The 24,041-nt window shown below is 55.6% G+C and carries 26 protein-coding genes and 1 tRNA gene; 3 read left to right on the top strand and 24 right to left on the bottom strand.

The window, feature by feature from the left end; translation table 11 throughout:
- Positions 1–176: 176 nt before the first annotated feature.
- The 21 genes from A462_RS09040 to A462_RS09125 form a co-directional block, all read right to left on the bottom strand.
- Complete coding sequence (locus tag A462_RS09040) at positions 177–2,132, bottom strand: DEAD/DEAH box helicase (protein WP_024073377.1); 1,956 nt, start codon at positions 2,130–2,132, stop codon at positions 177–179.
- The gene (locus tag A462_RS09045; protein WP_008437343.1) at positions 2,129–4,009 is read right to left on the bottom strand and encodes a hypothetical protein; all 1,881 of its coding nucleotides are present in this window, start codon (positions 4,007–4,009) and stop codon (positions 2,129–2,131) included. The genes A462_RS09040 and A462_RS09045 overlap by 4 nt, the downstream gene beginning before the upstream one ends.
- A gap of 110 nt (positions 4,010–4,119) precedes the next feature.
- Positions 4,120–6,024 carry a type I DNA topoisomerase gene (topA, locus tag A462_RS09050; protein WP_008437341.1) on the bottom strand — a complete coding sequence of 635 codons (1,905 nt, stop codon included), beginning with the start codon at positions 6,022–6,024 and terminating at the stop codon, positions 4,120–4,122.
- Positions 6,025–6,123: 99 nt separating this feature from the next.
- Entirely contained in the window at positions 6,124–6,321 is a 198-nt protein-coding gene (locus A462_RS33640; protein ID WP_073845721.1) for a CrpP family ICE-associated protein, read from the bottom strand.
- Positions 6,322–6,499: 178 nt separating this feature from the next.
- Positions 6,500–6,925, bottom strand: coding sequence for a hypothetical protein (locus A462_RS09055; RefSeq protein WP_008437339.1), 426 nt, complete (start codon positions 6,923–6,925; stop codon positions 6,500–6,502).
- A gap of 110 nt (positions 6,926–7,035) precedes the next feature.
- Positions 7,036–7,500: a single-stranded DNA-binding protein gene (locus A462_RS09060; RefSeq protein ID WP_008437336.1), complete on the bottom strand. Its 465-nt coding sequence runs from the start codon at positions 7,498–7,500 to the stop codon at positions 7,036–7,038.
- Positions 7,501–7,515: 15 nt separating this feature from the next.
- Entirely contained in the window at positions 7,516–8,055 is a 540-nt protein-coding gene (locus tag A462_RS09065) for a DUF3158 family protein (RefSeq protein WP_008437334.1), read from the bottom strand.
- A 5-nt stretch (positions 8,056–8,060) separates the two neighbouring features.
- Positions 8,061–8,786, bottom strand: coding sequence for a PFL_4669 family integrating conjugative element protein (locus tag A462_RS09070; protein WP_008437331.1), 726 nt, complete (start codon positions 8,784–8,786; stop codon positions 8,061–8,063).
- Positions 8,787–9,420: 634 nt separating this feature from the next.
- Positions 9,421–10,722 carry an STY4528 family pathogenicity island replication protein gene (locus A462_RS0132615; protein ID WP_019816979.1) on the bottom strand — a complete coding sequence of 434 codons (1,302 nt, stop codon included), beginning with the start codon at positions 10,720–10,722 and terminating at the stop codon, positions 9,421–9,423.
- Positions 10,719–11,414 (bottom strand): DUF2857 domain-containing protein, encoded by a 696-nt coding sequence (locus tag A462_RS09075; RefSeq protein ID WP_008437329.1) that lies wholly within the window; start codon positions 11,412–11,414, stop codon positions 10,719–10,721. The genes A462_RS0132615 and A462_RS09075 overlap by 4 nt, the downstream gene beginning before the upstream one ends.
- A 28-nt stretch (positions 11,415–11,442) precedes the next feature.
- Positions 11,443–13,209 (bottom strand): ParB family protein, encoded by a 1,767-nt coding sequence (locus A462_RS09080; RefSeq protein WP_008437328.1) that lies wholly within the window; start codon positions 13,207–13,209, stop codon positions 11,443–11,445.
- Positions 13,206–13,442: an Arc family DNA-binding protein gene (locus tag A462_RS35070; protein WP_008437327.1), complete on the bottom strand. Its 237-nt coding sequence runs from the start codon at positions 13,440–13,442 to the stop codon at positions 13,206–13,208. The genes A462_RS09080 and A462_RS35070 overlap by 4 nt, the downstream gene beginning before the upstream one ends.
- Before the next feature lie 33 nt (positions 13,443–13,475).
- The gene (gene yejK, locus A462_RS09090; RefSeq protein WP_008437326.1) at positions 13,476–14,477 is read right to left on the bottom strand and encodes a nucleoid-associated protein YejK; all 1,002 of its coding nucleotides are present in this window, start codon (positions 14,475–14,477) and stop codon (positions 13,476–13,478) included.
- Positions 14,477–14,716 (bottom strand): type II toxin-antitoxin system HicA family toxin, encoded by a 240-nt coding sequence (locus tag A462_RS34940; RefSeq protein WP_008437325.1) that lies wholly within the window; start codon positions 14,714–14,716, stop codon positions 14,477–14,479. The genes yejK and A462_RS34940 overlap by 1 nt, the downstream gene beginning before the upstream one ends.
- Entirely contained in the window at positions 14,713–15,234 is a 522-nt protein-coding gene (locus A462_RS09095; RefSeq protein WP_008437321.1) for a hypothetical protein, read from the bottom strand. The genes A462_RS34940 and A462_RS09095 overlap by 4 nt, the downstream gene beginning before the upstream one ends.
- A gap of 180 nt (positions 15,235–15,414) precedes the next feature.
- Positions 15,415–16,764: a replicative DNA helicase gene (dnaB, locus tag A462_RS09100; protein WP_008437319.1), complete on the bottom strand. Its 1,350-nt coding sequence runs from the start codon at positions 16,762–16,764 to the stop codon at positions 15,415–15,417.
- The gene (locus A462_RS09105) at positions 16,761–16,979 is read right to left on the bottom strand and encodes a hypothetical protein (protein ID WP_008437317.1); all 219 of its coding nucleotides are present in this window, start codon (positions 16,977–16,979) and stop codon (positions 16,761–16,763) included. The genes dnaB and A462_RS09105 overlap by 4 nt, the downstream gene beginning before the upstream one ends.
- A complete protein-coding gene (locus tag A462_RS33630) occupies positions 16,963–17,682 on the bottom strand; it encodes an HNH endonuclease signature motif containing protein (RefSeq protein ID WP_020301295.1) in 720 nt (239 codons plus the stop codon). The genes A462_RS09105 and A462_RS33630 overlap by 17 nt, the downstream gene beginning before the upstream one ends.
- Positions 17,679–18,380, bottom strand: coding sequence for a DUF2786 domain-containing protein (locus A462_RS09115; protein WP_008437315.1), 702 nt, complete (start codon positions 18,378–18,380; stop codon positions 17,679–17,681). The genes A462_RS33630 and A462_RS09115 overlap by 4 nt, the downstream gene beginning before the upstream one ends.
- Positions 18,377–19,135 carry a hypothetical protein gene (locus tag A462_RS09120; RefSeq protein ID WP_008437314.1) on the bottom strand — a complete coding sequence of 253 codons (759 nt, stop codon included), beginning with the start codon at positions 19,133–19,135 and terminating at the stop codon, positions 18,377–18,379. The genes A462_RS09115 and A462_RS09120 overlap by 4 nt, the downstream gene beginning before the upstream one ends.
- A gap of 1 nt (position 19,136) precedes the next feature.
- Entirely contained in the window at positions 19,137–19,997 is an 861-nt protein-coding gene (locus tag A462_RS09125; RefSeq protein ID WP_008437313.1) for a ParA family protein, read from the bottom strand.
- Positions 19,998–20,239: 242 nt separating this feature from the next.
- On the opposite strand from A462_RS09125, the gene A462_RS09130 reads away from it, so the two are divergent.
- Positions 20,240–20,316: transfer RNA gene (locus tag A462_RS09130), tRNA-Pro, on the top strand.
- Between the two features lie 192 nt (positions 20,317–20,508).
- On the opposite strand, the gene A462_RS09135 is transcribed toward A462_RS09130, so the two are convergent.
- The 3 genes from A462_RS09135 to A462_RS09145 form a co-directional block, all read right to left on the bottom strand.
- Entirely contained in the window at positions 20,509–21,807 is a 1,299-nt protein-coding gene (locus tag A462_RS09135; protein WP_003215906.1) for an NAD(P)/FAD-dependent oxidoreductase, read from the bottom strand.
- Positions 21,808–21,867: 60 nt separating this feature from the next.
- Positions 21,868–22,041 carry a DUF3094 family protein gene (locus A462_RS09140; RefSeq protein WP_003215908.1) on the bottom strand — a complete coding sequence of 58 codons (174 nt, stop codon included), beginning with the start codon at positions 22,039–22,041 and terminating at the stop codon, positions 21,868–21,870.
- An 89-nt stretch (positions 22,042–22,130) separates the two neighbouring features.
- Positions 22,131–22,760 (bottom strand): DUF1780 domain-containing protein, encoded by a 630-nt coding sequence (locus tag A462_RS09145; protein WP_008437312.1) that lies wholly within the window; start codon positions 22,758–22,760, stop codon positions 22,131–22,133.
- Between the two features lie 102 nt (positions 22,761–22,862).
- Between A462_RS09145 and A462_RS09150 the strand changes: the two genes are divergently transcribed.
- A complete protein-coding gene (locus A462_RS09150) occupies positions 22,863–23,330 on the top strand; it encodes a hypothetical protein (protein ID WP_008437311.1) in 468 nt (155 codons plus the stop codon).
- Positions 23,327–24,016: an energy-coupling factor ABC transporter permease gene (locus A462_RS09155; RefSeq protein WP_003215915.1), complete on the top strand. Its 690-nt coding sequence runs from the start codon at positions 23,327–23,329 to the stop codon at positions 24,014–24,016. The genes A462_RS09150 and A462_RS09155 overlap by 4 nt, the downstream gene beginning before the upstream one ends.
- Positions 24,017–24,041: the final 25 nt, after the last annotated feature.

Raw genomic sequence — 24,041 nt, 5'->3', positions numbered from 1 at the left:
AATACGAGCAAAGTGGGTAAAATCGAAATAGATTTGCCACTTTCGGAAGTTTGCAGATATCGAACGAAACTATTGTTGCCGATGGGGAGGCCTATTAGATTCCAGAAAACAAAAGTAATGGTTCCAAGTACGTTTACAAGGTCTCAGCCACTAAGAAGCAGTGATATACCGCAGATCTACAAATTGGTCGCCAATGCTTGTCTCGCGTTGCCGGCCGCGTCGGGCTCAATGAGGTCACTTGCCAACTGACGCTTATCCTGCAGCATTTGCCAAAGCATCTGGTCGATTGTGTTTTCCACCAGCGGGATTTTCACCACGACCATGCGCAATTGCCCATTGCGGTAGGCCCTGTCCTCAGCCTGGTCCTGCAGTCCAGGCGTCCAGGGGAGGCCCAGGAACATCACATAGTTGGCCGCAGTGAGGTTGTTGCCGGTGCCGGCAGCGGAGGTAGTGGCGGCAAAGACGCGGGTTTCTGGATCACTTTGGAATTGATCGATCGCCTTCTGCCGTTTGCCTACAGAGTCACTGCCGACAACCGTGACGCACCCGTACTCAGCTTGCTTGCACCGAGTGCGAAGTGTTCCTACCGTATCCTTGAACTCACAGAACAAGATTACTTTGTCCTCCGCGTCCAGTTCGCACAGCAGATCCATTACGACACGAATCTTTACCTGCTCAAGCAACTGACGCAGTGATCCCAACCTGGCGAGGCTAGGCCTGTCTTCGAGCCGAATTTGATCGTATTGCTTGCGCTCTTCAGCAGTGAGTTCGATGGGTAAAGTTTGGCGCTGTTTGCCCTTGAGACCGGGCAAGACATCCTTGCGTCGACGGAGCATCCAATCGCCGATTGCGCCCCGCAGATTCATGCGGAAATCCTGACTGCCGGCGAACTGTTCGCAGAATTCTTTCAAGGGCAGTTTCCCAACGGGGTGGCCGGATAGCCGTAGCAGCGTGTGCAGCTCAGATTCTCGGTTGAGGACTGGCGTACCCGTCAGCAGGTAACGGTTGGGTATCTTGGCGGCAATGTCGAAGCCGTGACGTGTCCACGCGGCGGTCGGCTCTTTCAGGCGGTGCGCCTCGTCGATGATCATCACTTCAAAGTGTCCTGCATGCAGAACAAAATCGCCAAGGCGTTCGTAGTTGGTGATAATCCATTGCGAAGAGGGATCAAAGACCTGTTGGCCGATAGTGGCCTTGGGATACACCATCTGGATTTCGCGTTGCCAGTTGATGATCAACGTCGACAGGGTGATAACCAAGATGGGTCTATTAGCTGCTCGGATTGCAGCGGCAATGATTGCTTGGCGAGTTTTACCAAGCCCCATGTCATCCGCAAGCAAGGCGCTTGTGCGCTGTAGCAAGTGCCGGATGCCTGCCGGTTGATGGTCCAGTAAAGAATAACCAGCCAATGCCTGGTTAATCTGTTCGGTAGTGGACCCGGTGCGCTCGATTGAGGGCACCGCGGCTAAATACACATCGGTTGAGGTGCTATCGTCAGCCGCTTTTGCTGCGCGCTCTTGTGGCGGTCCACCAAGACTGATGCGGGTGATTTCATCAGCTGGAACAACGGATCCGTCGGTCAGCAGCTCTTGCACGGTGTCGAGGATTTCGAACTGATCCTCCGACAATCCAAGCTCCAGGATCAAGTTGCTTCGCACCACTTCCGCACCAGCGTCAATGCGCCAGGACTTGGAATGCCCGAGAAACACGCCGTGCATGCGCCTTGAAACGGCGACCGCGCCAGGATGGTAGTCACCTGACAGCAGGATCCCGCCCTGAACGAGTGGAGCTATCCGAAAGGTCAGCCCCCACGTGAATGCCTGCCGATCTGGGTCGTTTTGTGCGGCTGTGATTTTATGTGAAAACGTCTCCCAACTTTCATTGAAACGGTCCTCGGACAACTCCATCAAACGGTGGAAGAGCACATCCAGGTCATCCAGCAACTTGCCTTTTGGTAATCGCCAATAGCGATGTTGAGGATGCTCGGCACGCCGAATATAGAAACCATTACGTTCGAGAAACAGCCGGTTCGCACCCTCAACGTATTGCATTAAGACCCCGAAGTCATAGCCGTCAAAAATGACTTTTTCGACCAGGTCCTGCCGGCGGTTCATCAGACGTGGACGACTCATGTCCTGCTCAATCGTTGGTTGATCCATTCCGCACAGGCCTGGGCATGCATTTTTTTCCGGTTTCGATTTGTATAGCGCGACATGGATAGTGTTTGGTCGGGCCATTCCAGGTTAATGGCGAGCTCACCCGATTTGATCTTTGCCCAAAACCATTGATAGGCCCGGTCAACCCTGGAGCCCGACTTAGGTGTGCGATTGCGGAGCCCTCTCAGTTGTATCGTCACCAGGTGTTTGGGAGTCAATTTTGCTAACGTTTCGCCCCAGGCACTTTCATCCATTTGGATTTCTGCAGAGGCCAACGATTTCCCGTTTTCGCGAACCGAAAAAAGACGGCAGATGCCCCGATAAGCACTGTAGTCGTAACCATCAATGCAATGGCCCAGCGCTCGATGTTCCGCATCAAGATCGGCGGGGCACTTCAGTTCGATAATTTGCAGCCCATTTGGACTCACGAGGGGTGTGCTGGTTGAATAAAGCAGCGGCTTCCAGGGCGTTAAAGAGTCTGTTCTTGTTTGTGGATCTACTGCATCTAAAGCCTCACGGATGTCTATCAACGCGAGGTGAAAGCCATTCACCAAGCTGGCGATCTGGTGATAGGAAGCAGTAGCAATGAAGCTTTTGAGTTTCTGCAGTGCTTCACCAGAAGCTGGTCCGTCGCTCTCATCAACGTTGTTAAAGAGCTCGTTCAGGTCTCGAAAGTCGTCGGCGATTTTGGACCAATTGTCGTCCGACCAATCAGTTGGACACCCTGACAGCAGCCTGTTCCAGTCCTGCGTTTGATCCAGCAGTTGATACGGGATTTTATCCAGCAGCGCGAAGAGAGTGATCCAGTGCGCTTTTTTAAGAGGACGGCGATTGCCCAGTGAGGCTCCCAGCAGCAGTCGATGCCAGGGTCCTTGTGGCCCCTCGCGGCTGATACGGGTCAATGCACTGCCGGTATCGAATACCCGCTGTTGACCCAGGTAGCGCACTGCAGCGCGCGGCGCCTGTAGCAGCCAAGCCAGTGTGTCGGAAAGGGGGAGGCCCGCGTCGGCTATGCGACCTACCAGGCACTCTTCAGCGGAAATCAAATAACGGTCCTCACTCCAGTATGGGCGCCACGCCTGAAGTTCATCCCATGGGCAGTTCATGTATACCTGCTGCTGCCCATCCCACGGCCACGGCCATTGATCTGCTAGTACCAGAAGTGGAATCAGTACTGGCTGGGCTTTTAGGGCCTGAAGGCGGCGTTTTCGGTCACCTTGAGCCAGCCAGTTATAGAGCTTGGGTGAGGGACATTGCGCTGAACGAATGGCGAATAAAAGCTCTTGGTCCAGACACTGGCAAAACTGCTTCAGCGTGCTGCCAATCTGCTTCAGGTAAAATCGGGTGCGGGGATTGAAGTACCGATTGTTGCTCGCCGTCCAATCGAAGCCGCGGCGATTAAAGCTTCCTAGATCTTCAATCGAAAGGGCTTTCGCCCTCTCTCCAGCAGACTTGCAGAAGGAGGTCAGTAGGACGTCTGCATACCAGCGTTTTTCAAACCTGAGCAGTAGCTGCTGGGCCACCATTGCGGTGGGTTTTCTCTTATGCACGCGGTCCTTGCTGAAGATTTTGCAGGCCTTAACCTGATGACCATCGAAGTACTGGAGGTGATCGCCGATTCTGGCCAGGAGCCGCCGTGTTTGATCATCTGTAGAGGGCAGGGCTACGCACCAGCAACGAGTATGGACAGTGGAACTCAGATAGGTATCGATGAAGGAGGTCAGCTGGGAGGGCGGTACGTTAAATTGTAAAGCCCAGGTCTGGGCGACTTCAATTTGCCGATGTGAGAACTTCTCCAGCTTCGGCGCTAAGATGCGCAGCCCCACCACCGATTGTCTCTTCTGTACGCTCACCCATGACCTCCTCTGCAATTTCGCAGAGGACTGTCAGGTATAGGAATGGTGGGCTTCTAGGGTTAATGCGTAACGGCGTTGTCGGTGATTTATATCGGCAATGGCAGAAGTCACACCCCTCTGGGTTTATTGAGATCTGGTTTGCCATTCAAGTTTGGAAAACTCACCTTGCATCCATTCGATTTGAAGCCTGTGCAACCCCAAAAGTCATAGCCACCGCCCCCTTTTTTTTGTCGCCTTGCGAGGGGTTGATTGCACTTGGGACAGTTGAAAGCGCCACCTGCTGTGGCTGGGCGTGGAGCGGACGCCATCGGCACACTCGGCATTCCACGTTGCTGAGACAGTTCCTCTTCCAGGCGTCTATGCAGACGCGCAACGACAGCTCCATAGGTGTCTTGGCCCTGGGCGACTTTGTCCAAATCCCGCTCCAGCTCCCTCGTAAAATCGAGCTCCACGAAACTGTAGAACCCTTCCAGCTTCGCGATTGTTTCCTCCCCCAGCGGCGCCGGTACCAGCTTGCGGCTTTTTTCCTCAATCATTCCTTTGCTGGTGATGTTCTTCAAGATCGAGGCGAACGTGCTGGGACGACCAATACCGCGGCGCTCCATTTCTTTGATTAGACTGGCCTTGGTGTAGCGGGATGGCGGCTGAGTTTTCTTCTTCAGCAGTTCTCCGTTGTGCACAGAGATGATCTGTTTTGGTGTGAGTGCAGGAACTGGGTTGCTCGCTGCTCCATCTTCCTCATCGTCTGTGTCATCGCCCTTGAGCAGTTTCCGCCACCCAGGATGAAAAAGGGTTTCACCAGTTGCATTGAATCGCAAAGCCTTACCATTTGGGCCAACCGCGAGCAGTTTTACAGCACGCACGTCGAATACCGCCGCTTCGATCTGGCTGGCCAGCGCCCGGACCCAAATCAACTTGTACAGGGCGAGTTCCTCGTCGTTCTCACCAGCTTTTGTATCAGCCCAATGCGTCGGGGTAATAGCGGGGTGGCCTTCCTGCGCGCCTTCGGCGGCCTTGAATGTACGTCGCTCGTCGACGGTCTTCAATCCGATAGATCTAGCTACGGTTCTAATATCCTCCATGGCCTCGTCTGGTACGTTGGGATTATCCGTCCTGTGGTAGGTGATCACGCCTTGTTCATACAATCGCTGGGCGACTTGCATGGTCTTGTCCGGGTCCCATTTCAAGGCGTTGCTGGCTGCTTGTTGAAGGGTGGAAGAGATGAAGGGCGCGGGTGGGTGGCGCTCGGCCTTGCGGTCTTCACAGGACTCGACGACGACATTACGTGTGCCGGCGACGAGTCGGGCCAGGTTGGCATCTTGAACGTAAGGAAAGTCTTTGCTCGCGAAATCCGGTACCGGTTGCCAGTCTGCATACCAGGTGGTGCCCTGATTCATATCCACAAAGTTCAGACGCACACCGAAGTGGTTGATTACCTGAAAGTTGCGGATCTCGCGCTCGCGCAAAACCACCAGGTATACGGCAGGCGATTGCACGCGGCCTGCAGAGGTGGGCTTGCCCATCAGTCGGCGTAGCTCCTGAGTCACCAGGTAACCCACCAAACGATCAAGTACACGCCGGCATTCTTGTGACGCGACTCTGTTCAAATCGATTTGGCGAGGATTGGCTAGAGCCTCTGCGACACGCTTCAGGGTGATTTCATTGAAGGTGATGCGTTTGTAGGATTTGACCGCCAGTACCTGCTGGATGTGCCAGCTGATGCTTTCACCTTCGCGATCCGGATCGGTTGCGAGGTAGATTTCATCGGCCTGTTTAGCTGCGGCCTTGATGGTCCGCACGGCCTTGGCGCTCTTATCCAGGATCTCGTACACCGGTGTGTAATTTTTGCGGACGCCTGTGGTGATCATGCTGTCGTCCTGCCCTCTGGCGGGCAAGTCACGTATGTGCCCACCACTGGCGACAACCAACCAGTGTTCGCCTGGGCGCAGTTTCTTCATCATTGGCTGAAGCTTTTTCAGCTTCCCAGGTGCCTCGATGATCAATAGCTTCACGGTGTGCCCCTTCTCAATTATGCAGAGCGGGACTGTCACGTCATGGCAGGTAAGGCTTCAATGGGAAATGGTCAATGCACAACGGGAGGCTTTTAGCGGCTAGAGGTCCAGCGTCAGCTGCTGTTCCTGGGCAAAGCCCTTTAGCCACGACGCGCGCATCGCAGGATGGTGGTAAGGGCAGTCATACACCCGTAGCCCTTTTCGGGCGGCGTCAGCACCGGCTATTTGAACGGCAGTATGGGGGTTATTGAATTGCCGCCTATCTGCTGGTTTCAAAGAAGTTCGAGATTGCGCCATTGGCTATCGGTCCCCGAAGAACAGATCTATCAGACAGTAACATCACGAATAGCGCATTTTTTTGCATCAAAAACGGAAGTTTTAAACTTCTGTGCTTGAGATAGCCGAATGGAAGTGTGACTCAACCTGAAAGTTAACGAATGGCGCGATTTTTTGCCAACCAATTGGCGGTTTGATGTCAATTCGAAGCTGGCTCGTCCGTCCAGTTCGCAACTCTGATCCACGCGATGAAGTCCTGAGTGGATTGTCCGCTTTGAACACGTAGTTGTTCCAGCTTGCCGTATAAGTGTTCAGTCATTTCGTCGTCGTCGTCAAAGTCGACGCGGTATTCAGTATCTAAGCGGTATTCATCGAGCAAGGTGTTGATAAATCGGCGGGCTTGCCAGGTATCAAGGTCTGTCTCTCCACGGCCCCCCATCAGATACTCTCCCGTTCGCCACCCAACTGGAGCCCATGATGCTCGGTTTATGTCCAGGGTGAGCCCGTAGTAGTCCGGAGCATTCACCTCGCTTTCATCAAAGTAAGCCCAGTAAACACGGCCTAAAGCTGGGTGCTCTGCGCCAATGACAACGTACCCTGTTGGGTCCCTCAAAACTTCATCCATCGGCACGTCCTAATTTGTAGTGGTTCTCTAATGAGGTCGGGGGAAACGATGAGCTGTTTCCCCCAACACCGACAGCTACACGAATGGGCCGAAAAATTAAGCCCCTGTTTTCAGAATTGCGGTGGATCGGTATCTGGATATTCATCCGGGCCTGGAGCTGGCTGCGGCCGCGATTCGGGTCTGTTGGACTGTTGCGAATTCTGGTTTTGCGAAGGCGCCAGATTCACCATGGTCACGCGGTGTGGCAGCATGCCGACCCGGCTGGCCTGGATTTTCAAAGCTTCGAATTCGCCATCGTCGTTCTTCCAACGGTCCATAACGGCGCGACCGGAAACCAGCACTCGCATACCTTTCTGGAACAGTTGCGAATAATGCTCGGCGTCCTTGTGCCACCACTCCACATTCGCCCAAAAACCGCCACGATCTTCGTAGCCGCCTTTGCCATCCGGAATCGAATTGTCGAAGTAAACGTTGGCTCGCATGAGTCGACGTGGGTCTTTATTGCCGTTGGGGAATTCTTTGAATTCCGGTGCAGAACCGATATTGCCTTCCCAGCCTTGTACGGGCGTGCCCATGAGTATTCTCCGAGGTTATTGGTGTTGCGTTGGGTTGTTGAGCTGCTGCAGGCGAGCGGTATACACGGCCTCTGCCTGGCCCATTTTTTCTGCGCACTCGGCGGCCTGTTTGGTGATCGAGTGCAGCAAACTCATTTGCATATTCAAGGTGATGCGCTGCAGCTCCATCACGTAAAGATCCTGCAGCATGGATTCCGGTGTTCTGGGTGAGCCCATCATTTCTGCCCAAACCCCTACGCCCATCCGCCGATCTGTCACCTGCTGCCATCTCAAAAACTGGGTGCCGGCTTGGGTGTTCTGCTCAGTCAACCGCACTGGAACTAGGGTGAATGGATATCGGCGGGCCTGGCTCAGCACTTCCTGGGCAAGAGCTTTTAAGTCCGATTCTTGAGCTCGGCAAAGATCGGCAAATTGGGTCAGCTCCCCCTTACCTTTAAAAGGCTTTAAAAGGCCCTTTAGTGAGGCAGCCTGTTGCAGTCGCTGAAAGGCTTCCTGTTGCAGTGGCCGGAAGGCGGTCTGTTGCAGCGACCCATCATTGGAGGGAATCTGGCCCATGCTCTTTAACCCTCAACGGGGTCATCGAGATGATCATCCGTCTCGGTTTGCTGCTGACCGCGGATGATCGGTGGCGCGAAATTCGAACGGCGGGTGCCTTCCAGGATGTCTTGTGGCAGCTCACCGTACCGCTCGTACATTTTGCGGGCTGCTTCAGCCTTGGCATTGTTTGCAGCGAAGTCGTCGCGGGCAGCGCCTGAGTACTTATAGATCTGGGCCAGACCAAACAGTCTCCGCAGTACCGCTGCGCCTTCGTCGATCCAGGTTTCCATATCGTGGCGCCCGACAAGGCCAACGTGCTGGGCCAACAGAATGCGTCTGACAATTTCGTCGTAGTTCGTCAGCAGGTACACAGCCTGAAATCCCAGGGGATTGGAGATGTACAGCGGGAGGCTGACAGGCTGGATCGAGAGGTTTTCGCTAATGCTGATGGCCGGTGGAAGAGAGGCCATGGCTGTGTCCAGGCGATCTTCGATGGTCTTTAACGCTTCCTTGGAATCGTTGATCTTTTCCTCGAGGAGGATCATCCACCAGTCAGAGTAGGGATCATCCTGTTGGGCGCCTCGAGACATTCGATTGACGACAGTGCAGAACCCTGACAGACCAATGATGCCGGCTTTGAGGTCATTTTTAGGGCGCCCCATCCATATACGAGCGGCGTGGTGAGTGTGAAGGGTGAGCTTCACATCGCTGCGCAGTGAACCGATGTTGAGCCGGAAGTTATCAGCCATGGTGCAGTGTTTCCTTGGGAAGAGGATTGACGTACCCATGCTGCAATTTGGCTATAGGAGACGCAGCATTAAATACGTAGCCCGATGGAAGGGGATTTGTTGAGGCTTCTATATAGGAAGAGCTGAAACTCGCCGGTGCGGACCGAATCCCTTGCGTGGCGGCCACCTCCGGTGCCGGATGCTGTCAGGGTGTTGTGGGCCACAACACTTGCCATGTCGCCGGCACGGATGCCGGATCCTGCCAAGGTGGTGCGGGCCGCACCACTTATATGGCKGCCACCTCCGGTGCCGGATGCTGTCAGGGTGTTGTGGGCCACAACACTTGCCRTGTCGCCGGCACGGATGCCGGATCCTGCCAAGGTGGTGCGGGCCGCACCACTTATATGGCGGCCACCTCCGGTGCCGGATGCTGTCAGGGTGTTGTGGGCCACAACACTTGCCGTGTCGCTGGCACGAATGCCGGATCCTGGGCAAGTGATTTGGGCCGAGTCACTTGCGTGGCGGCCGCGGCGTATTTCGGTTCCTGTCAGGGTGTTGCGGGCCGCAACACTTGCTGTGTAGCTGGCACAGATTCCGGTCACGACCGCTTCGCTCTGGGCCGCGTTACCACGATATTCTGGTTGTCCACCTGACATCATGGATGTGTACCCCGATTAGGCTTCAGCAGATGCAGCATTCCGCTGAGTGTGTGTTTTGCGGTTTGTATCGACTCAGGGCTACGCGTCTGCGTTAGCGTCTTCGTCGGCTGCTCTGCGCCCTCTGGCGGGGCTGAAGCGTCTTGACGCTCGGGGCTCGCTTTTGCCTTGTCGTCAGGGTTCCATTGGCTGTTGAAATCGCCGCGAACGGCCATGCCGACGAGCGTCATTAAGTATCCAAGCGGGTTTCGGACCCCTCCCGAGTCACAGCGGTGGACCCATTGTTTGATGAGCGCGGTTTTCAACTCTGCTGGAACCTTTTGCAGCGCCAGGACCGCGTTCTGTTTTTGCTCGACCGGTAGTCGATGCAGTGCACCGAGCAAATCGGCAGCGATGTCGTTTGGTGTGGGCGGTACATGTACAGAGCTTTTACAAACATCTTTGTGTGTATCTGTATACGTACTATATGAGTTCGGATGCCGAACTAAGTCCGAACTCAGTGATTTACGGCTGAGTTCGGCATCCGAACTCTGCTCCAAAGCGATTCGCTCTTCGCCTTTTTCACTGAGTTCGGTATCCGAACTCAGTGGAGATAGAGCTATATTTTGCTGAGTTCGGATTCCGAACTCAGTCGCTTTAAGAACGACTGGAGCCTGCGCTTTGGTCCAGGCCTGGCTATTCATGCGGGATTCGATGATGTCCAGCCTGCTAGGTAAGCGTTGGCCAACATCAGGATCAGCTGCAAATTCCTTCCAGGCAATTTCTGCCACTTCGCGAATCACCTTGGTCTGGTGCTGCATTGACTGCGCGAGTAGCTGCAAGTAGTCCTTGTCGAACTCTATAGCTTCGGCCGGTGTGACCGGTTCGTCGTGAAGCAGGTAGACGTTGCCTTGCACTTGTCCACTCAGATCATTGCGCACCCGTCGCCCCAGGCTAAGCCAACGGGTGAGACGTAAGGTCACTAATGCTTTTGATACAGTTTCACGCGAGGCAGGCCTACCGGGTTGCATACCCAAATATGGCCGCAGTTGGTCATAGGTAGGGAACGCCGTAAGGCCGTCGTCATTGATCAGTAGGCGAAATACCTGCCAGGTGTTTCTTTCAAGCGGGGTTAAGCGATCATCCAAAAGCAATCGGCGAGGAACCGTTTCGTGTGGGTTCCCGCTGAAAATAATTCCGGAGTAGGGGGAAGACCCTTCAATCCCCGGAGGCGCCGACTCTTTTTTCTGAAGCAAATGAGCTTCAAGGTGACCCGAGGCCGAGTCTAAAAGCGTCGACAAGGGAAGCCGAGACAACCTCATAATACAGAGTCACCTTCCACCGATGTCGCTGCAGGCTGTGCAAGTCGTTGAGAAGACACAAGCTGTAGCCTTCTCGGAAGGCCAGGGTTTGCAGGAGGGTAAAGCCCTTCCTTTATCCAGGACTGAATGCGATGCCAGATGATGGCCAGGCTGAGGTTTTCGTGGGTCTCATCTGGGCTAGTATCCTGTGGAGCATTGAGTTCCTCGGCGACCAACATGGCGATGTCCAGCAACGCGAGACTGTCGCCAAGCTCTACCTGATGCTCTTGCATTAGGTGCGTCCATCGGTACCAAAGCTGAGCGTCCATCTCCTCACTGAATTCGCGCCAACGGCCACGACGTGCCGTCACGCCGATCATTAGGCGTTGAAGGGCCACATCCTGCGGAGACAGCCCGAAGAACTGTTGCAGCATTTGAGTGGTCGCGCCAAGTCGCAGCGCACGTTCAATCATGCGCACTTCTTCATCAGAACGCTGCGCGCCTGACAGTAGTTTTTTTACCATGTCCCCATCAATGGTGACGTTGCACCAAGACACGGGAGTGTTAAGCAGCAAGCTCAGTACTGAAGGTTGTTGGAGCTGAGCCAATATCTCTGGCTCCAGGCCCATTTCGATGCAGCGCCGAAGTTGGCCATTACGCATGTGATGAAGCACCTGTGACAGGATTGCTTCATTTATTGGTGTCTTGGACATGACGACTCCCCCTTGTAGAGTCCGTGTGTTAACTGGCTGAATTCGGACCGTTGTTGGCGACTGACTGGATTTCCAGGTCAATCAAACGTCTTGCGAGACGAATAATGCGGAACAGCTTCACTAGAGCGCCGTCGCTGAGACGGCATTCACTTTCAGGGGGCTGATCTTTTGTGTGAGGCTGGCCCAGTAAGATCTGGCCCAGTCCGGCTGCGAACTCAAAGTCAGCCAACGCGTCGATTTGAAGCTTGGGTTGCTGCTGAATCATTTTCAGTACGATGGCCATCGAGCCGCTCAAAGACTGGAGCAGCGTCAAGGTATGTTGGGCTGTGGCAGTAATTTCGACTTCCGCTTCGGGGTGTCGGTAGCTGAACCCGACGCCACCATCGATATCGATAAATTGACCTGGGGCTTTGACCGAGCTGGCTATTTCGCGAGCCAATTGAGCGATGTGCTGACGCAGGGTCGCGGTATTGTCTATTTCGCGTTCGATGTACCAAAGGTCAGAAATGGGATTGAGTCCGCCAGCTTGAACAGGGATGGCCACCAAGGCATTGGAGGCGAAGTCGGGCAAGACCTCACCGTCAAGCGCAGCGAGCTCCCGTTTCATCTTGTCGACTCTGGGAGAAGTCTTCACAGGGCTCGCAACGTGCCCATCGATACGTGCTTGGCGCTCTTGTGGGCTCATTTGCTCCTGCGGAGTTGGGGCCAGTTGCTGTTGCACCCCTTGAGGTGAAGGACTCTCTTTGGAGGGCGTCGTCTTATGTGTGCTGCCCCCCGAAGTAGTAGGGGGTAGTTGTAGAGGGTTCTGATTAGCCTCAATGCCATTGTTCGAAACGTTAAGTTGAGTCCCCCCCTCAAATTGCGATGCAGGGTACTGTGGCAGCTCAAGAACCGGCGTAGACCGGCGCAATTGGTCCTGGTTCTGAGTGATTTCCAACAGTATTTGCTCGTAGCCGAGGTTCAGCGGCTTTTTAAGGTGATCTATCAGTTCGTCCTGAAATCGCTGGAATAGAAATTCTTCAGCGTCGCCCTCAAACTGGGACAGTACATCTTGGAAAAGCGTATCGAAATCAAGGTGCTGCTCCTGCTCTTGATAATTGCGATCCCAGCACTGAAGAGCTGTTTTGCGCAAAGACAGAAGCTTTATGATTCTGTCTACTCCCAGTCCAGAGTACAGCGCGCCTGGAATTGCTGGCAGTAAGTACCGAATGGTGTCGTGCATACGACTCAAGTGAGACGCGGAGACCGGGTAGCCATCCGCTGACAGCCGCCGTGAAAGCTCACGTAATGAGATAGACTCCCCTGCCTCTGTTTCATACAGCGCTCTCGCTTTGTCGACCCCAATAGCCCGCTCAATGAACAGGAGCTGGCCTTGGAGGTCGTTTTCAGCCAAGTGGCCGGTGAGCGAGATGATTTCGCCCCGAACGGCGTCCCAGGGTCGAAATAGGCAGTGAAACTTGAAGTACTTCTCGTCGCCGGTCTCACGATACAACTCGTTTAAAATTGCCAGGCGAGTGTTGCCGCCGTTGCGGATCCGGTACTTATCTTCCCCAGGTTTACGAGTGACGGGAGGTGGCGTATCGAGTCCCCGATTTCGTATCGACTCTTTAATTTCATCGTACTTCGGGTTACGAGTCGTCCTTGGGTTTTCGTCATACGGCAGCGTTTCGTCGAGAGTCAACAGCATGGGGGTATCGACGATGGGGTCGCTCATTCGCGCTGCCACCGGCGACTTCGATTCAAACGCCGGCAGCAACAGCTTATCTTTCATGGTTTGGGCCAAAGACGCTTTCATACTCTGGCTCCTGGCTGCTCATAAGCCGGGCTTGCCGCCAAAAGCTGGTCAATGATTTTCAAAGCACGATCCAGAGCAGCTTCAAGTTCGGCAGTTGTCTCCAGCCGATAAACAATTTCTGAGTTCATCGACCTGGCGTTTTCACGTGCTTCCAACGCGATGCGTTCGCGCATCCCGTCGGGCAGGCGAATAACGAATTTTTCTTCATGCAGACGCTGTGGTTTGTTACTCATGGTGGGCTCCGATGCCTAGGGTAGAAAGTGTGTTCAGCGACGTTTCAACTGATCAGTGAGTTGGGTAGGTAACCCCTTGATGACTAATGAATTGGACGCCTCGTCGTACTCGATCTTGTCCCCTAGCAGATGCGCTTCAAAACTGATGGACAAGCCTTCGGCACGGCCGGTGAACCGACGGAATTGGTTGAGAGTGCGTTTATCCAGGGGGATTTCCGGCGACAGGCCGTAGTCCTTATTGCGGATATGGTCGTAGAACGCCTTGGGGCGATCTTCATCGATCAAGCCTGACAGTTCCTCCAGGCCCATGGGTTCACCGAGCTTGGCCTGGCTGGTGGCGTAGTCCACCAGGGCCTTGGTTTTCTCGCGGGCCGATTCGTCTGGCAGGTCTTCGTTTTCAACGAAGTCGCTGAACGCCTTGAGGAGGGCGCGGGTTTCGCCCGGGCCGTCGACGCCTTCCATGCAGCCAATGAAGTCGCTGAAATACCCCGAGATCTTCTTACCGTTTTTGCCTTTGATGTACGAGATGTACTGCTTGGATTGCTTGTTGTTCTGCCACTCGGACAAGTTGATACGCGCTGCCAGGTGCAACTGGCCAACGTCCAGGTGGCGTGAAGGAGTGACGTCCAGATCGTCAGTAACCACCACGCCTTCACTGTGGTGGAGCAGGGCGACAGTTAGGTAGTCGGTCATGCCTTGCTGGTAATGGGCAAACAGTACGTGGCCACCGGTGGAGAGGTTGGACTCTTCCATCAGCTTTTGCAGATGCTCGACCGCCGTGTGGCTGAAGGCGGTGAAGTCCTGGTCACCTTCAAAGTACTGCTTTAACCAGCCGCTAAACGGGTGCGCGCCGGACTCGGCATGGAAGAAACCCCAGGCCTTGCCTTGTTTGGCGTTATAGCTCTCGTTGAGGTCGGCAAGCATGTTCTCGATGGCGACCGATTCGGATAGCTCCGAATCGCGTGCCTGGAGAACAGCAGGTGTGCCATCGGGTTTTTTGTCGATCAGGTGGACGATGCAATGACGGATAGGCATTAGATTGCCTCCTGCGAGTGTAGGGTTTGAGCTCGATCAGCACGACGAATACGGGCTTTGGCGTTGAGGCCTGAGCGGTAATCGCTTGCGGTTGATGAGGTGTAAATCGATCCAAGGCCAGATTTCGTGAACTTGATATGGCCACCTTGAGTGCGAGACACCGTCCAGCCATTCGCTTCAGCAAACTTCACGAGTACACGAAGGCTCTCGCTTTTTCCGCGTAGGAGATTGGTGGTCATAGCTCTGCATCCCTGTCTGCCAGAACGTTACCGGTCTGGATCGCGATGATTTCAGCCTGATCGCCAGGAAACTTGGTACCGAGCTCATGCAAAAAGTGACGCGTAGCCTCACGTGCTCCAGGCACGCGGAACACCACGCTGCAGTGCTGAACTTCCGCGGGGTGTTGCAGGTGAGACATGACGGCCACTTTCAGCGAGCAGCACTGGAGGTAGCGGGGCACCCAAACCGACCAGAAGTAGCTGGATAGCAAGGCGCCCGCACAGAGCAGTTCAACGGTAATTGTTGCGCTGGGCGTGTTGGTCAGCTCGACGTAGCCGAGCTTCTCAAACTCCAACAGATCCTCACGCATGCTCATTGGGACCACGGTGCTGTGGTCACGAGCAAGGCGGCCGATCGCTTGAGCTAATGCGTCGAGCTCCACCGGGTTGATCCCAGATTTATGGGCATGAGCCACAGCAGAGGCTTCGAACACGGCACCGGCATGGATACTAGGAAATAGCTCGGCGCTACTGTGCATCCGACACCTCCTGAAGCTCCTCGATGTCATAGCTATTGCAAGTAGGGCAAATAAGCTCGTCCACTTCACCGCCGGGTAAGGCTGGAGCGCCACTCACTTGATGTTTCGGGTGGTGGCTATCGCATTGAAGGCACCAGTGAGTGATGCGTACGAGAGTATTCATCGCTGAGGTGTGCTTTTTCATAGTTGAGCCCCTTGCCAGCCGGCGTTGGGACTGAGGTTGGCAAACCGGGTCTGATTGGCGATGAAGGCTGTTCGTACGGTCCCAGTTGGGCCGTTACGCGCCTTGCCGAGAATGATTTCTGCAATGCCTTTGTGTTCGCTCTGAGGGTGGTACACCTCGTCCCGGTAGACGAACATAATCAGGTCCGCGTCCTGTTCAATCGCACCGCTATCACGCAGGTCTGCGTTGATCGGACGCTTATTTGGCCGTCGCTCCAGTTCTCGGTTGAGCTGGGAAAGCGCAACCACCGGGCAATTCATCTCTTTCGCTAGGGCCTTGAGGGACTGGGATATAGCGCTGATCTCGTTGGCCCTGTTTTCCTGACCTGGGCAGCGCATGAGCTGCAGGTAATCGATCAGGATCAAGCTCGGGTGTCCGAAGCGACGAGCTGCTCGACGAGATTTAGCTCTGATTACTGCAGGCGTGAGCGCTGATGAGTCGTCGATGACCAGCCGCTCTCCATAGCCATTAATACGAGAAACCGCTGCAGTCAGCTTCGGCCAATCATCATCATCGAGCTTGCCCTTCAATAGCCTGCCCAGATCGATATGGCCTAGGATGCCCATCAATCGATACATCAGTGCTTTGGCCGGCATTTCCATGCTGAAAACCTGAACTGTACGATCAAGCTTTGCCTGCAGAGCCGTATCTATGAAGTTCAAGGCCAGAGAGGTCTTCCCCATAGACGGGCGCGCGCCGAGGATGATCAGGTCGGCTTCTTGAAAACCCGACGTCAGCTCGTCCAGGTCCTCCAGGCCTGAAGGCAGGCCGGTCACGGTGATATTGCCGTTGAAATGTTCGTCTATTTGTTCGACGACGTTCGTCAGGCATTGGTTGATATTGACGAATTCCGTTGCGCTCTTGCCTTCACCCAGAGCGAACAGTTGCTGTTCAATTGATTCTTGAACATCCTCCGCACTTGCCAACGGGTCTGTCGCCTCGCGAGAGCATTGGTATCCAAGGGACATGAGCTGTCTGAGCCGAGAGCGATTACGCACGATGGATGCGTAATGCTCGATGTTGGCTACAGACGGCGTGTTTTTGGCCAGCTCGCCCAGATAGCTCAGCCCTCCGGCTTCGTCTGGCTCCTCCAACGCGTTGTGGACGGTGACGATGTCGAACGGAATGGACTTGTCAGCAAGGCTTGCCATTGTCCGGAACAGCAACCGATGGTCGTGTCGGAAAAAATCAGAGGCATCCAGTTTGTCTGCGACGAGATCCCAGGTGTTGTTGTCGAGCAGTAGCCCACCTAACACACCTTGTTCAGCCTCTACGGAGTAGGGAGGTGAGAGGTCAAGGTGATTCATTTCCCAGACTCCTGGCCTATCTGAAGAAAACCACTCCCGTTGCGTGCCCCCAGGGCTTTGACCATGTCGACTTCAACCTTCGCTGAATTGATCATGACCTGAGCAACCTCGGCAACCGCTTTGGCCCGTTCGATTTCCATTGGTCTTTCTGGGTCCAGGAGGCTCTCGATCGCGACGAACAGGTGATTACGTAGATCTTCAATCTTGTTCTTCATGTTCAACCTCCCGGATGGTGCGTTTGAGTTTGCCGATAGCGCGTATTGCGGATTTCAGCTCTTCCGGATACCGATGAATGGTGTTCCGACGCATACGTTCTGCTCTCGTCAGCAACTCCAGGTTATTCAGGGCTATATGGGCCTTGTTGCCGTCCTTGAAGCACACGCACATGTTTATAGGGACTGGTCCGTGATGCTCCTCCCAAAGCAGTACATGCACGGCTTTCCAGTCAACGGGTGGGTAACCGGTATCGGTGATTTTCTTCTGCTGATAACCGTCAGGAGTTGTGCGCAGGCTGCCAATAGGCAGCCAGTTCCCCGGTTTATTGCCGGCCTTAAACTGCGTCTGAGTCATACGGCCAGAGGAGGGGAGCCCCTTAAGGCCCTTATTCCATGGGACGGATCCCTTGGGAAAGCGGAATTCTGCGCCCAACTTGCCGTCAAGCCGGCCACAGAGACTACTGCGAAGAAACTCGGCGCTTTTGCTCAAGCCCAGCCGTTTGGCTTTGGCATAGACCTGATAGACGCTGAGCCCCAATTCGGCGGCTAGGACCTGAGTCGGTTCATTGGGATAGCGGGCAATGAGCGAGCGCTCTTCTGCCTCACTCCAAACATGGTGTTTGTGAACCGGGGCAAGCCCAAGTTGGGATCTGGCTTGTTCCAGCGCCGCCATGGCCAAAGGTGAAAGCGAATGAGTTCTCATTGGCTCCCTCCATGCCCAAGGGCTCCTTGTGACTGCTGTCCGACACCACGATGCAGCCTGGCATGCTTGCCCTGGTCCCATCCCGCTTGCAAAGAGCGGGTGTCATGACCTTTGGCTTCGATGGGCTTGATAATGGCTAGCGTTAGTTTTGGATGATGCCATTCCAGGTAGGCTTGGATCTCCAGCGCAGTGTTTTCGTCTATCCCACCTGCAAACTGGTTCACCTTAGAGGCGACGGCATTGAGCCAGCCCTCGGCAAACAGTTGGCCGCGGTGACGTTTGGTTTTCAGTTGGCAGCGCTTCTGCTGGGCAACATGAGCTCGTCGGGCTGCGACAAGCTGGTGATGCAGCGTTGAATAGGTGTGAGCTGCCAGATCGGGTGAAATACCTTTCCCCAAGAACTTGAAGGACCAGCCAAGTAGCGGATTGAAATACGCCAAGTGGCTGCAATCGAAGGCTTGGGAACAGATTGAGGCCAGGTTGTGCAGCCAATCCTGCGGTGCCCGACGGGTTTTGGTACCCACAATGGATTCTTCGATTGTATGGGCAGCGACTTCGGTGTGTTCCAAGTTGTACTGATTCATCAAATGGCGAGCTTGACGAAGTGCAATTTCCACTTCGTTTGGGGCAGCGCCTTGTGACTTGGCCAGCGCCATGAGTTTGGCGACCTTGCTGAGGACTTTTTGCTTGTCCATCATTCACCCCCTTCCTGTTGGAGGCGGGGGGAGAGCGCCTCTGACCACAGGCGAAGTGTTTCTTCCTCATCAGCAGAGAGGTGAGTCCGGGCAAGGCAGTCCGCAACCTTCTGTTTCAGGGCATCAAGGCGGTCTTGAACACTTGACCCATCGTCGTAAGCAATCTCTTGCTCAACAGCTTGCACAACGTCATTACGAAGAGAGAGAACCGTGCTTATCCAAAAAGCACTTGGGCTGGTCCAGCCAATGAGCTTTCGAGTTCTGGCAGGCGACAGGTAATCACGGAGCCTGAGATTGAACTCCCTAGGGGAATAACCATTCCTGAAAACGTCTGCTCGATTAAGCGTCAGCGCTGTTTTAAGAATATCTAGAAGAGGGTCCAAAGCCGTTGGCTCAGGAGCAAAGGGTTCTAAATATGTTTCAGCTACCAGGCGTTTGGCTTCGGCATATCGACTTTGCTGACGGCGTTTGGCTTGGTTTTCGTCGCGGCCGCGCTTTTCCTTCGCGTGCTTAATGTTCGAGTTCACTGACTCGATAAGCTTCGCGGCGTCCTGCAAAAGCTGAAGCTGGTCAACGCTCAACTGAGCGCCAATCCGACCGGGTAATTGGTAACCGCTTGTCAGGGCTCGGATTTCTCGTGCGGTTCCACTGAGCTTGGCTTGCAAGCTGCGCAATTGCTGAGCGCTGTAGTACTTGCCAACCTCTAGGATGAGGTTTGCAGTAATACTGCGGGCGTCGGTAATGGAGGGCTTCGCCATTTCAACGACCCTCCCTCACCAAGTTAGCTACCTTTTCCTCGGTCATGGCCTCGAAGCGGTCACGCCATTCTGGAAAAAGCTCAATGGCCAATTGGCGGATCACGACAAGGGCTGCAGGGGATATGCGGTTGGAAGGCTGTCTGTATTCCAAGCGGTGTACTGGGACGCCCAGGGATGAACTGTTACGAAACACCACTGCGGAGGGGACGACGCATTCCAGAACGTTGATTTCGTCATTGTCCTGGAAAATTTCCCGTACCGACTGCTCGATCATTTGCGCGTCGGTGGTTTGGTCGAGATTGTTGACGACGATCCGCACAGGAGGGATTTTCATGCCCAGGCGCCCATAGGCGCGCAGGCCGTCCAGCATCTGCATGGATCCCCGGCTGAACTCCCGTGCAGCGAGCATATTGGGCGGAAGTGGGGATATGACCAAATCAGAGGCTAGGACCACCATTTCGAGCATTGCCGACCTGGCGCCTTGGGTGTCAATCAGTACCAGGTCGAAATGATCTTTGAAGCCCGGCATCAGGTTGGCGAGTCGCAACCGTCCGTCAGGTGCTTGCAGGATCAGGCTGTTCAGTTGGTTGTTGATGTCGTTGGAAATGACAAGCGACAGGTTTGGTATCGTGGTGCTGGATATGATCTTGGCTGATTCGGTGATATTGAATGCCAGCAGGTCGTAGATGCCTCCTTGAGCTTCATCGACCAATTGGTAATACGAGGAGAGCGAAGGCTGTGCAGGATCTAGGTCGATCATGAGCACGCGCAGGCCTGCATCCGCACAAAAAGCGCCGAGGTTGGCCTCGATGGTAGTTTTGCCTACGCCGCCTTTGGTCGAAACGACCGCAGAGATTTTCATGGTTTGGAGCCTCTAATGTGGGTTCATTAGAGGCTGCGAGGCCACGGAAACAGCTATGTGTAGCGAACACGATCCTGGGCTATGAAGCACTAAAACCAATTGTCTTTTAACCAATTGGTCGTAGGTTCGAATCCCACACGACCCACCATTTTTGAGACCAGTTAACGCTGGAATCGAATCTTAAGATCAGAGGCCAAAAGCGCTGATCGAAGAAGGCGACTGAGAGGTCGCCTTTTTTTTACCGGGGTATAGCGCAGTCCGGTAGCGCGCCTGCTTTGGGAGCAGGATGTCAGGAGTTCGAATCCCCTTACCCCGACCATATTAAAAATCCTCGTATCGAAAGATACGGGGATTTTTTTTGTGCGCGGAATCCTGTCCGCACCACAAAACAAATGTGGGAGCGGGCTTGCTCGCTAAAGCGGTGTGTCAGTCAGTGCATCTGGCACTGAACCACCGCTTTCGCGAGCAAGCCCGCTCCCACACTCACCGAGTCCTATCCCGGAACGTGCTGTCAGTGCAGTTTCAGGCGCGGCTCGGTCCCTCGCCCGATCTTGCTCCCCAGCATCAGCATCGCCGTGCGGAAGAAGCCATACAGCGCCATCTGGTGCATGCGATACAGCGACACATAGAACATCCGCGCCAGCCAGCCTTCCAGCATCACGCTGCCCGTCAGGTTGCCCATCAAGTTACCCACCGCCGAGAAGCGCGACAGCGAGATCAGCGAGCCGTAGTCGGTGTACTTGTACGACGGCAGGTCCTTGCCCTCGATTCGCAGTTTCAGCGACTTGGCCAGCAACGATGCCTGCTGGTGAGCTGCCTGGGCCCGTGGCGGCACATTGCGATCGGTGCCGGGTTGCGGGCAGGCCGCGCAGTCACCAAAGGCGAAGATGTTCTCGTCACGGGTGGTTTGCAGGGTCGGCAGCACTTGCAGTTGGTTGATACGGTTGGTTTCCAGGCCGTCGATGTCCTTGAGGAAGCCTGGCGCACGAATCCCGGCGGCCCAGACCTTGAGACTGGCCGGGATTACCTGGCCGCTGCTGGTGATCAGGGCGTCGGCCGTCACCTCACTCACGGCGGAGTTGGTCAGGACGGTCACCCCGAGTTTCTCCAGGGTTTTATGCACAGGCCCGCCGATCCGCTCCGGCAGGGCAGGCAACACCCGTGGGCCGGCTTCGATCAGGGTGATGTGCATGTTTTCCGGCTTGATCTTGTCCAGGCCATAGGCGGCCAGTTCATGTGCGGCGTTATGCAGTTCGGCGGCCAGCTCGACGCCGGTGGCACCGGCGCCGACGATGGCGACGCTGATCTGCTCTACCACGTCCGTCTGCCCGGCATGGGCGCGCAGATAGTGATTGAGCAATTGCTGGTGGAAACGCTCAGCCTGCTTGCGGGTGTCGAGGAACAGGCAGTGTTGCGCCGCGCCTTCGGTGCCGAAGTCATTGGTGGTGCTGCCGACGGCGATCACCAGGCTGTCGTAGCCCAGCACGCGCGCGGGCACCAGTTCCCGGCCTTCTTCGTCGAGGGTGGCGGCCAGCTGGATTTTTTTCTGCTCGCGATCAAGCCCGCTCATGCGCCCCAGCTGGAACTCGAAGTGGTTCCATTTGGCTTGGGCAACATAATTGAGTTCGTCTTCCGAAGAGTTCAGCGAGCCGGCCGCCACCTCGTGGAGCAAGGGTTTCCAGATGTGGGTGAGGTTGGCATCCACCAGGGTGACGCTGGCGATGCCGCGCTTGCCCAGAGTCTTACCCAGGCGGGTAGCCAACTCCAGGCCGCCGGCGCCGCCGCCGACGATAATAATACGATGGGTCATGGGGATATCTCGCAAGGCTAAAGGAAATCGGTGCAGTTACCCGAGCGAGCGCCAGGCAGCTCATAGCGTCAGGTAACTCAAAAGGCGGCTCAGCAAACCCAGGCCGATCACTGCAACCAGCACCACGGCAAGGAGCAGCCAGGGCCGGAAAGGCCTGCGCTCGACTTGGTTCTGGGACAGTTGCAGGTACTCTTCGACATGCTGTTGGTCGTCGGGGTTCAGGCGGCTGGTCATAAAGGCCTCGTCAGGTAGACGTTGCTGAAGGGCGCCACGTTACAGTCGGGTGATTGGCGGCATTGCCTGAAGCATAGTCGCCAACCCGATCACAGGCTGATGCCCACATCGAACACTATGCTGCGCCCCAGATTGTTGCGCAAGAAGTCCGGTGCGTCCGGGTGCGCGAACAGTACGCGGGCGAAGGTCGGCCCCACGAGGGACAGCGAGCGCCAGCCCTGGCGGAGGTACTCGGTGGGAGGAGGGAAGTGACTGTTGAGGTCCAGTACTTCGCGCTTGAGGCTGGCGAAGGCGATGAGGTCCAGCTCCCCCAGGTCCATCCCGCGCTCTTTATAGTTGTGGGCTTTCTTGCGCAGGGTGGGCGCCAGGCGCAACAGGAATTCGTGGGCGGGAATGCGCCGGGGCTTGGCTTCTCGCCGAACCAGTTGGCTCAGGGAAAACGCGCTGCGCCGCCGCAGCAGTTCGTCACGCCATTCATCGTTCAGGCGCCGGCCTTCATCGAGTACGAAAAACACTTCAAAACTGGCGTCGCGAAACAGCACGTCCGGCGGCTCTTGCCCGGCGGCGTGGAATTCTTCGGCGCGATAGGGCACGTTCAAGCCTTGCAACAGGCGCTGGCAGACCCAACGCTCACGCTCCCATTTGCGGGCATTGGACAGGAAAGCATTGGCTTGTTCGGCCGCTACGGTGAGCAGCCGCAAATAATCTGAGTCATCCATGTCACCAGCTTAGCGTCCAAATGATGACCGCAGGAAGTCCCGCGTCAAAAGGTCGGTGTAGACTGGCCACTCGACAGTTTCCCGTGGCATGAGGAGTATGCAGTGAAGTGTTTTGTGGTGCTGTTCTTGAGTCTTTTGCCCGTGTGGGCCCAAGCCGTCGAAGTGGGTGAGCGCGTTGCACGCTGGACGTTGCTTGATCAGTTCGACCAGGCCTACACCCTGGATGACCAGGCGCAAACCTTGCTCGTAGCGCGCAGCATGGACGCCGCCAAAATCGTCGACGCAGCGTTGCAAGGCCAGCCCAAGGGTTACCTGGAGGCTCGGCATGCGGTGTTTCTCGCCGATATCCAGCGCATGCCCCGGCTGATCGCGAAGATGTTCGCGGTGCCGGCGATGCAGGCCTACAACTATCGCGTCATGCTCGACCGCGATGCCCGTGTTACCCCGCGCTATCCCGCACCTGTGGATAAAGTGCTGTGGCTGCAACTGGATCACGGGACGCTGGTGGCGCAGCACGAATACGACTCCGCCGCTGAACTGCGCCAGGCCCTGGAGCAGGTGCAGCCGTGATCAGCGCAGCGGTGTTGGCGCCGGAAACCCTCAGCATCGGCTGGCTGCTGTATGCGCCGGTGGTGATGTGGGCGCTCCTGCGTTCGCCGTGGGTCGAGCTGTTTGCCGACCGCCGACGCCAGCACTTGCTGTTCGGCACCGTATTCGCACTGTTCATGTTGTGGTTGGTGCGCCGGGATTTCGACACTGGGGTGTCCTACCACTTCATCGGCATGACCGCCGTGACCTTGTTGCTCGATTGGCCCCTGGCGATCGTCGGAGGCTTTGCCGCGCAAATCGGCCTGGTGTTGCTCGGCCGCCAGGACCTGGCCGCCGTGGGGATTAACGGCATGCTGCTGATCCTGTTGCCGGTGCTGGTCACCGAAGGATGTGCGCTGCTGGTGGAGCGGGCGAAGCCACGCAATCCCTTTGTTTATATCTTCTGTTCGGGCTTTTTCGCCGCCGCACTGTCGGCCTTGTTGTGCCTGCTGGCAGGCCTGGGGCTGCTGTGGTTCGATGGCCGTTTTGCGATGCCGGAATGGATCGAGGATTTTGTCGGCTACTTGTGGCTGATCATTTTCCCCGAGGCCTTTATCAACGGCATGGTGATCAGCGCCCTGGTGGTGTTCTGCCCCGAGTGGCTGGAGACATTCAACCGCACTCGCTACCTCTCGGCGCCCTGGAAGGATGACGATCCGCGGCCTTGATCCAGGTCAAATGCCGCACGCGCAA

It is taken from the genome of Pseudomonas sp. Ag1 (assembly GCF_000278565.1).
Lineage (GTDB): Bacteria > Pseudomonadota > Gammaproteobacteria > Pseudomonadales > Pseudomonadaceae > Aquipseudomonas.
Note: the sequence above shows the minus strand (reverse complement) of the source record. Positions and strands in the feature narration are given on the sequence as shown.

Excerpts from the sequence above, each read along its gene's own strand:
- A462_RS09040 (WP_024073377.1), bottom strand. The coding sequence starts at position 2,132 with ATGAGTCGTCCACGTCTGATGAACCGCCGGCAGGACCTGGTCGAAAAA.
- A462_RS33640 (WP_073845721.1), bottom strand. The coding sequence starts at position 6,321 with ATGGCGCAATCTCGAACTTCTTTGAAACCAGCAGATAGGCGGCAATTC.
- A462_RS09055 (WP_008437339.1), bottom strand. The coding sequence starts at position 6,925 with ATGGATGAAGTTTTGAGGGACCCAACAGGGTACGTTGTCATTGGCGCA.
- A462_RS09060 (WP_008437336.1), bottom strand. The coding sequence starts at position 7,500 with ATGGGCACGCCCGTACAAGGCTGGGAAGGCAATATCGGTTCTGCACCG.
- A462_RS09065 (WP_008437334.1), bottom strand. The coding sequence starts at position 8,055 with ATGGGCCAGATTCCCTCCAATGATGGGTCGCTGCAACAGACCGCCTTC.
- A462_RS09070 (WP_008437331.1), bottom strand. The coding sequence starts at position 8,786 with ATGGCTGATAACTTCCGGCTCAACATCGGTTCACTGCGCAGCGATGTG.
- A462_RS0132615 (WP_019816979.1), bottom strand. The coding sequence starts at position 10,722 with ATGAGGTTGTCTCGGCTTCCCTTGTCGACGCTTTTAGACTCGGCCTCG.
- A462_RS09075 (WP_008437329.1), bottom strand. The coding sequence starts at position 11,414 with ATGTCCAAGACACCAATAAATGAAGCAATCCTGTCACAGGTGCTTCAT.
- A462_RS09080 (WP_008437328.1), bottom strand. The coding sequence starts at position 13,209 with ATGAAAGCGTCTTTGGCCCAAACCATGAAAGATAAGCTGTTGCTGCCG.
- A462_RS35070 (WP_008437327.1), bottom strand. The coding sequence starts at position 13,442 with ATGAGTAACAAACCACAGCGTCTGCATGAAGAAAAATTCGTTATTCGC.
- yejK (WP_008437326.1), bottom strand. The coding sequence starts at position 14,477 with ATGCCTATCCGTCATTGCATCGTCCACCTGATCGACAAAAAACCCGAT.
- A462_RS34940 (WP_008437325.1), bottom strand. The coding sequence starts at position 14,716 with ATGACCACCAATCTCCTACGCGGAAAAAGCGAGAGCCTTCGTGTACTC.
- A462_RS09095 (WP_008437321.1), bottom strand. The coding sequence starts at position 15,234 with ATGCACAGTAGCGCCGAGCTATTTCCTAGTATCCATGCCGGTGCCGTG.
- dnaB (WP_008437319.1), bottom strand. The coding sequence starts at position 16,764 with ATGAATCACCTTGACCTCTCACCTCCCTACTCCGTAGAGGCTGAACAA.
- A462_RS09105 (WP_008437317.1), bottom strand. The coding sequence starts at position 16,979 with ATGAAGAACAAGATTGAAGATCTACGTAATCACCTGTTCGTCGCGATC.
- A462_RS33630 (WP_020301295.1), bottom strand. The coding sequence starts at position 17,682 with ATGAGAACTCATTCGCTTTCACCTTTGGCCATGGCGGCGCTGGAACAA.
- A462_RS09115 (WP_008437315.1), bottom strand. The coding sequence starts at position 18,380 with ATGATGGACAAGCAAAAAGTCCTCAGCAAGGTCGCCAAACTCATGGCG.
- A462_RS09120 (WP_008437314.1), bottom strand. The coding sequence starts at position 19,135 with ATGGCGAAGCCCTCCATTACCGACGCCCGCAGTATTACTGCAAACCTC.
- A462_RS09125 (WP_008437313.1), bottom strand. The coding sequence starts at position 19,997 with ATGAAAATCTCTGCGGTCGTTTCGACCAAAGGCGGCGTAGGCAAAACT.
- A462_RS09135 (WP_003215906.1), bottom strand. The coding sequence starts at position 21,807 with ATGACCCATCGTATTATTATCGTCGGCGGCGGCGCCGGCGGCCTGGAG.
- A462_RS09140 (WP_003215908.1), bottom strand. The coding sequence starts at position 22,041 with ATGACCAGCCGCCTGAACCCCGACGACCAACAGCATGTCGAAGAGTAC.
- A462_RS09145 (WP_008437312.1), bottom strand. The coding sequence starts at position 22,760 with ATGGATGACTCAGATTATTTGCGGCTGCTCACCGTAGCGGCCGAACAA.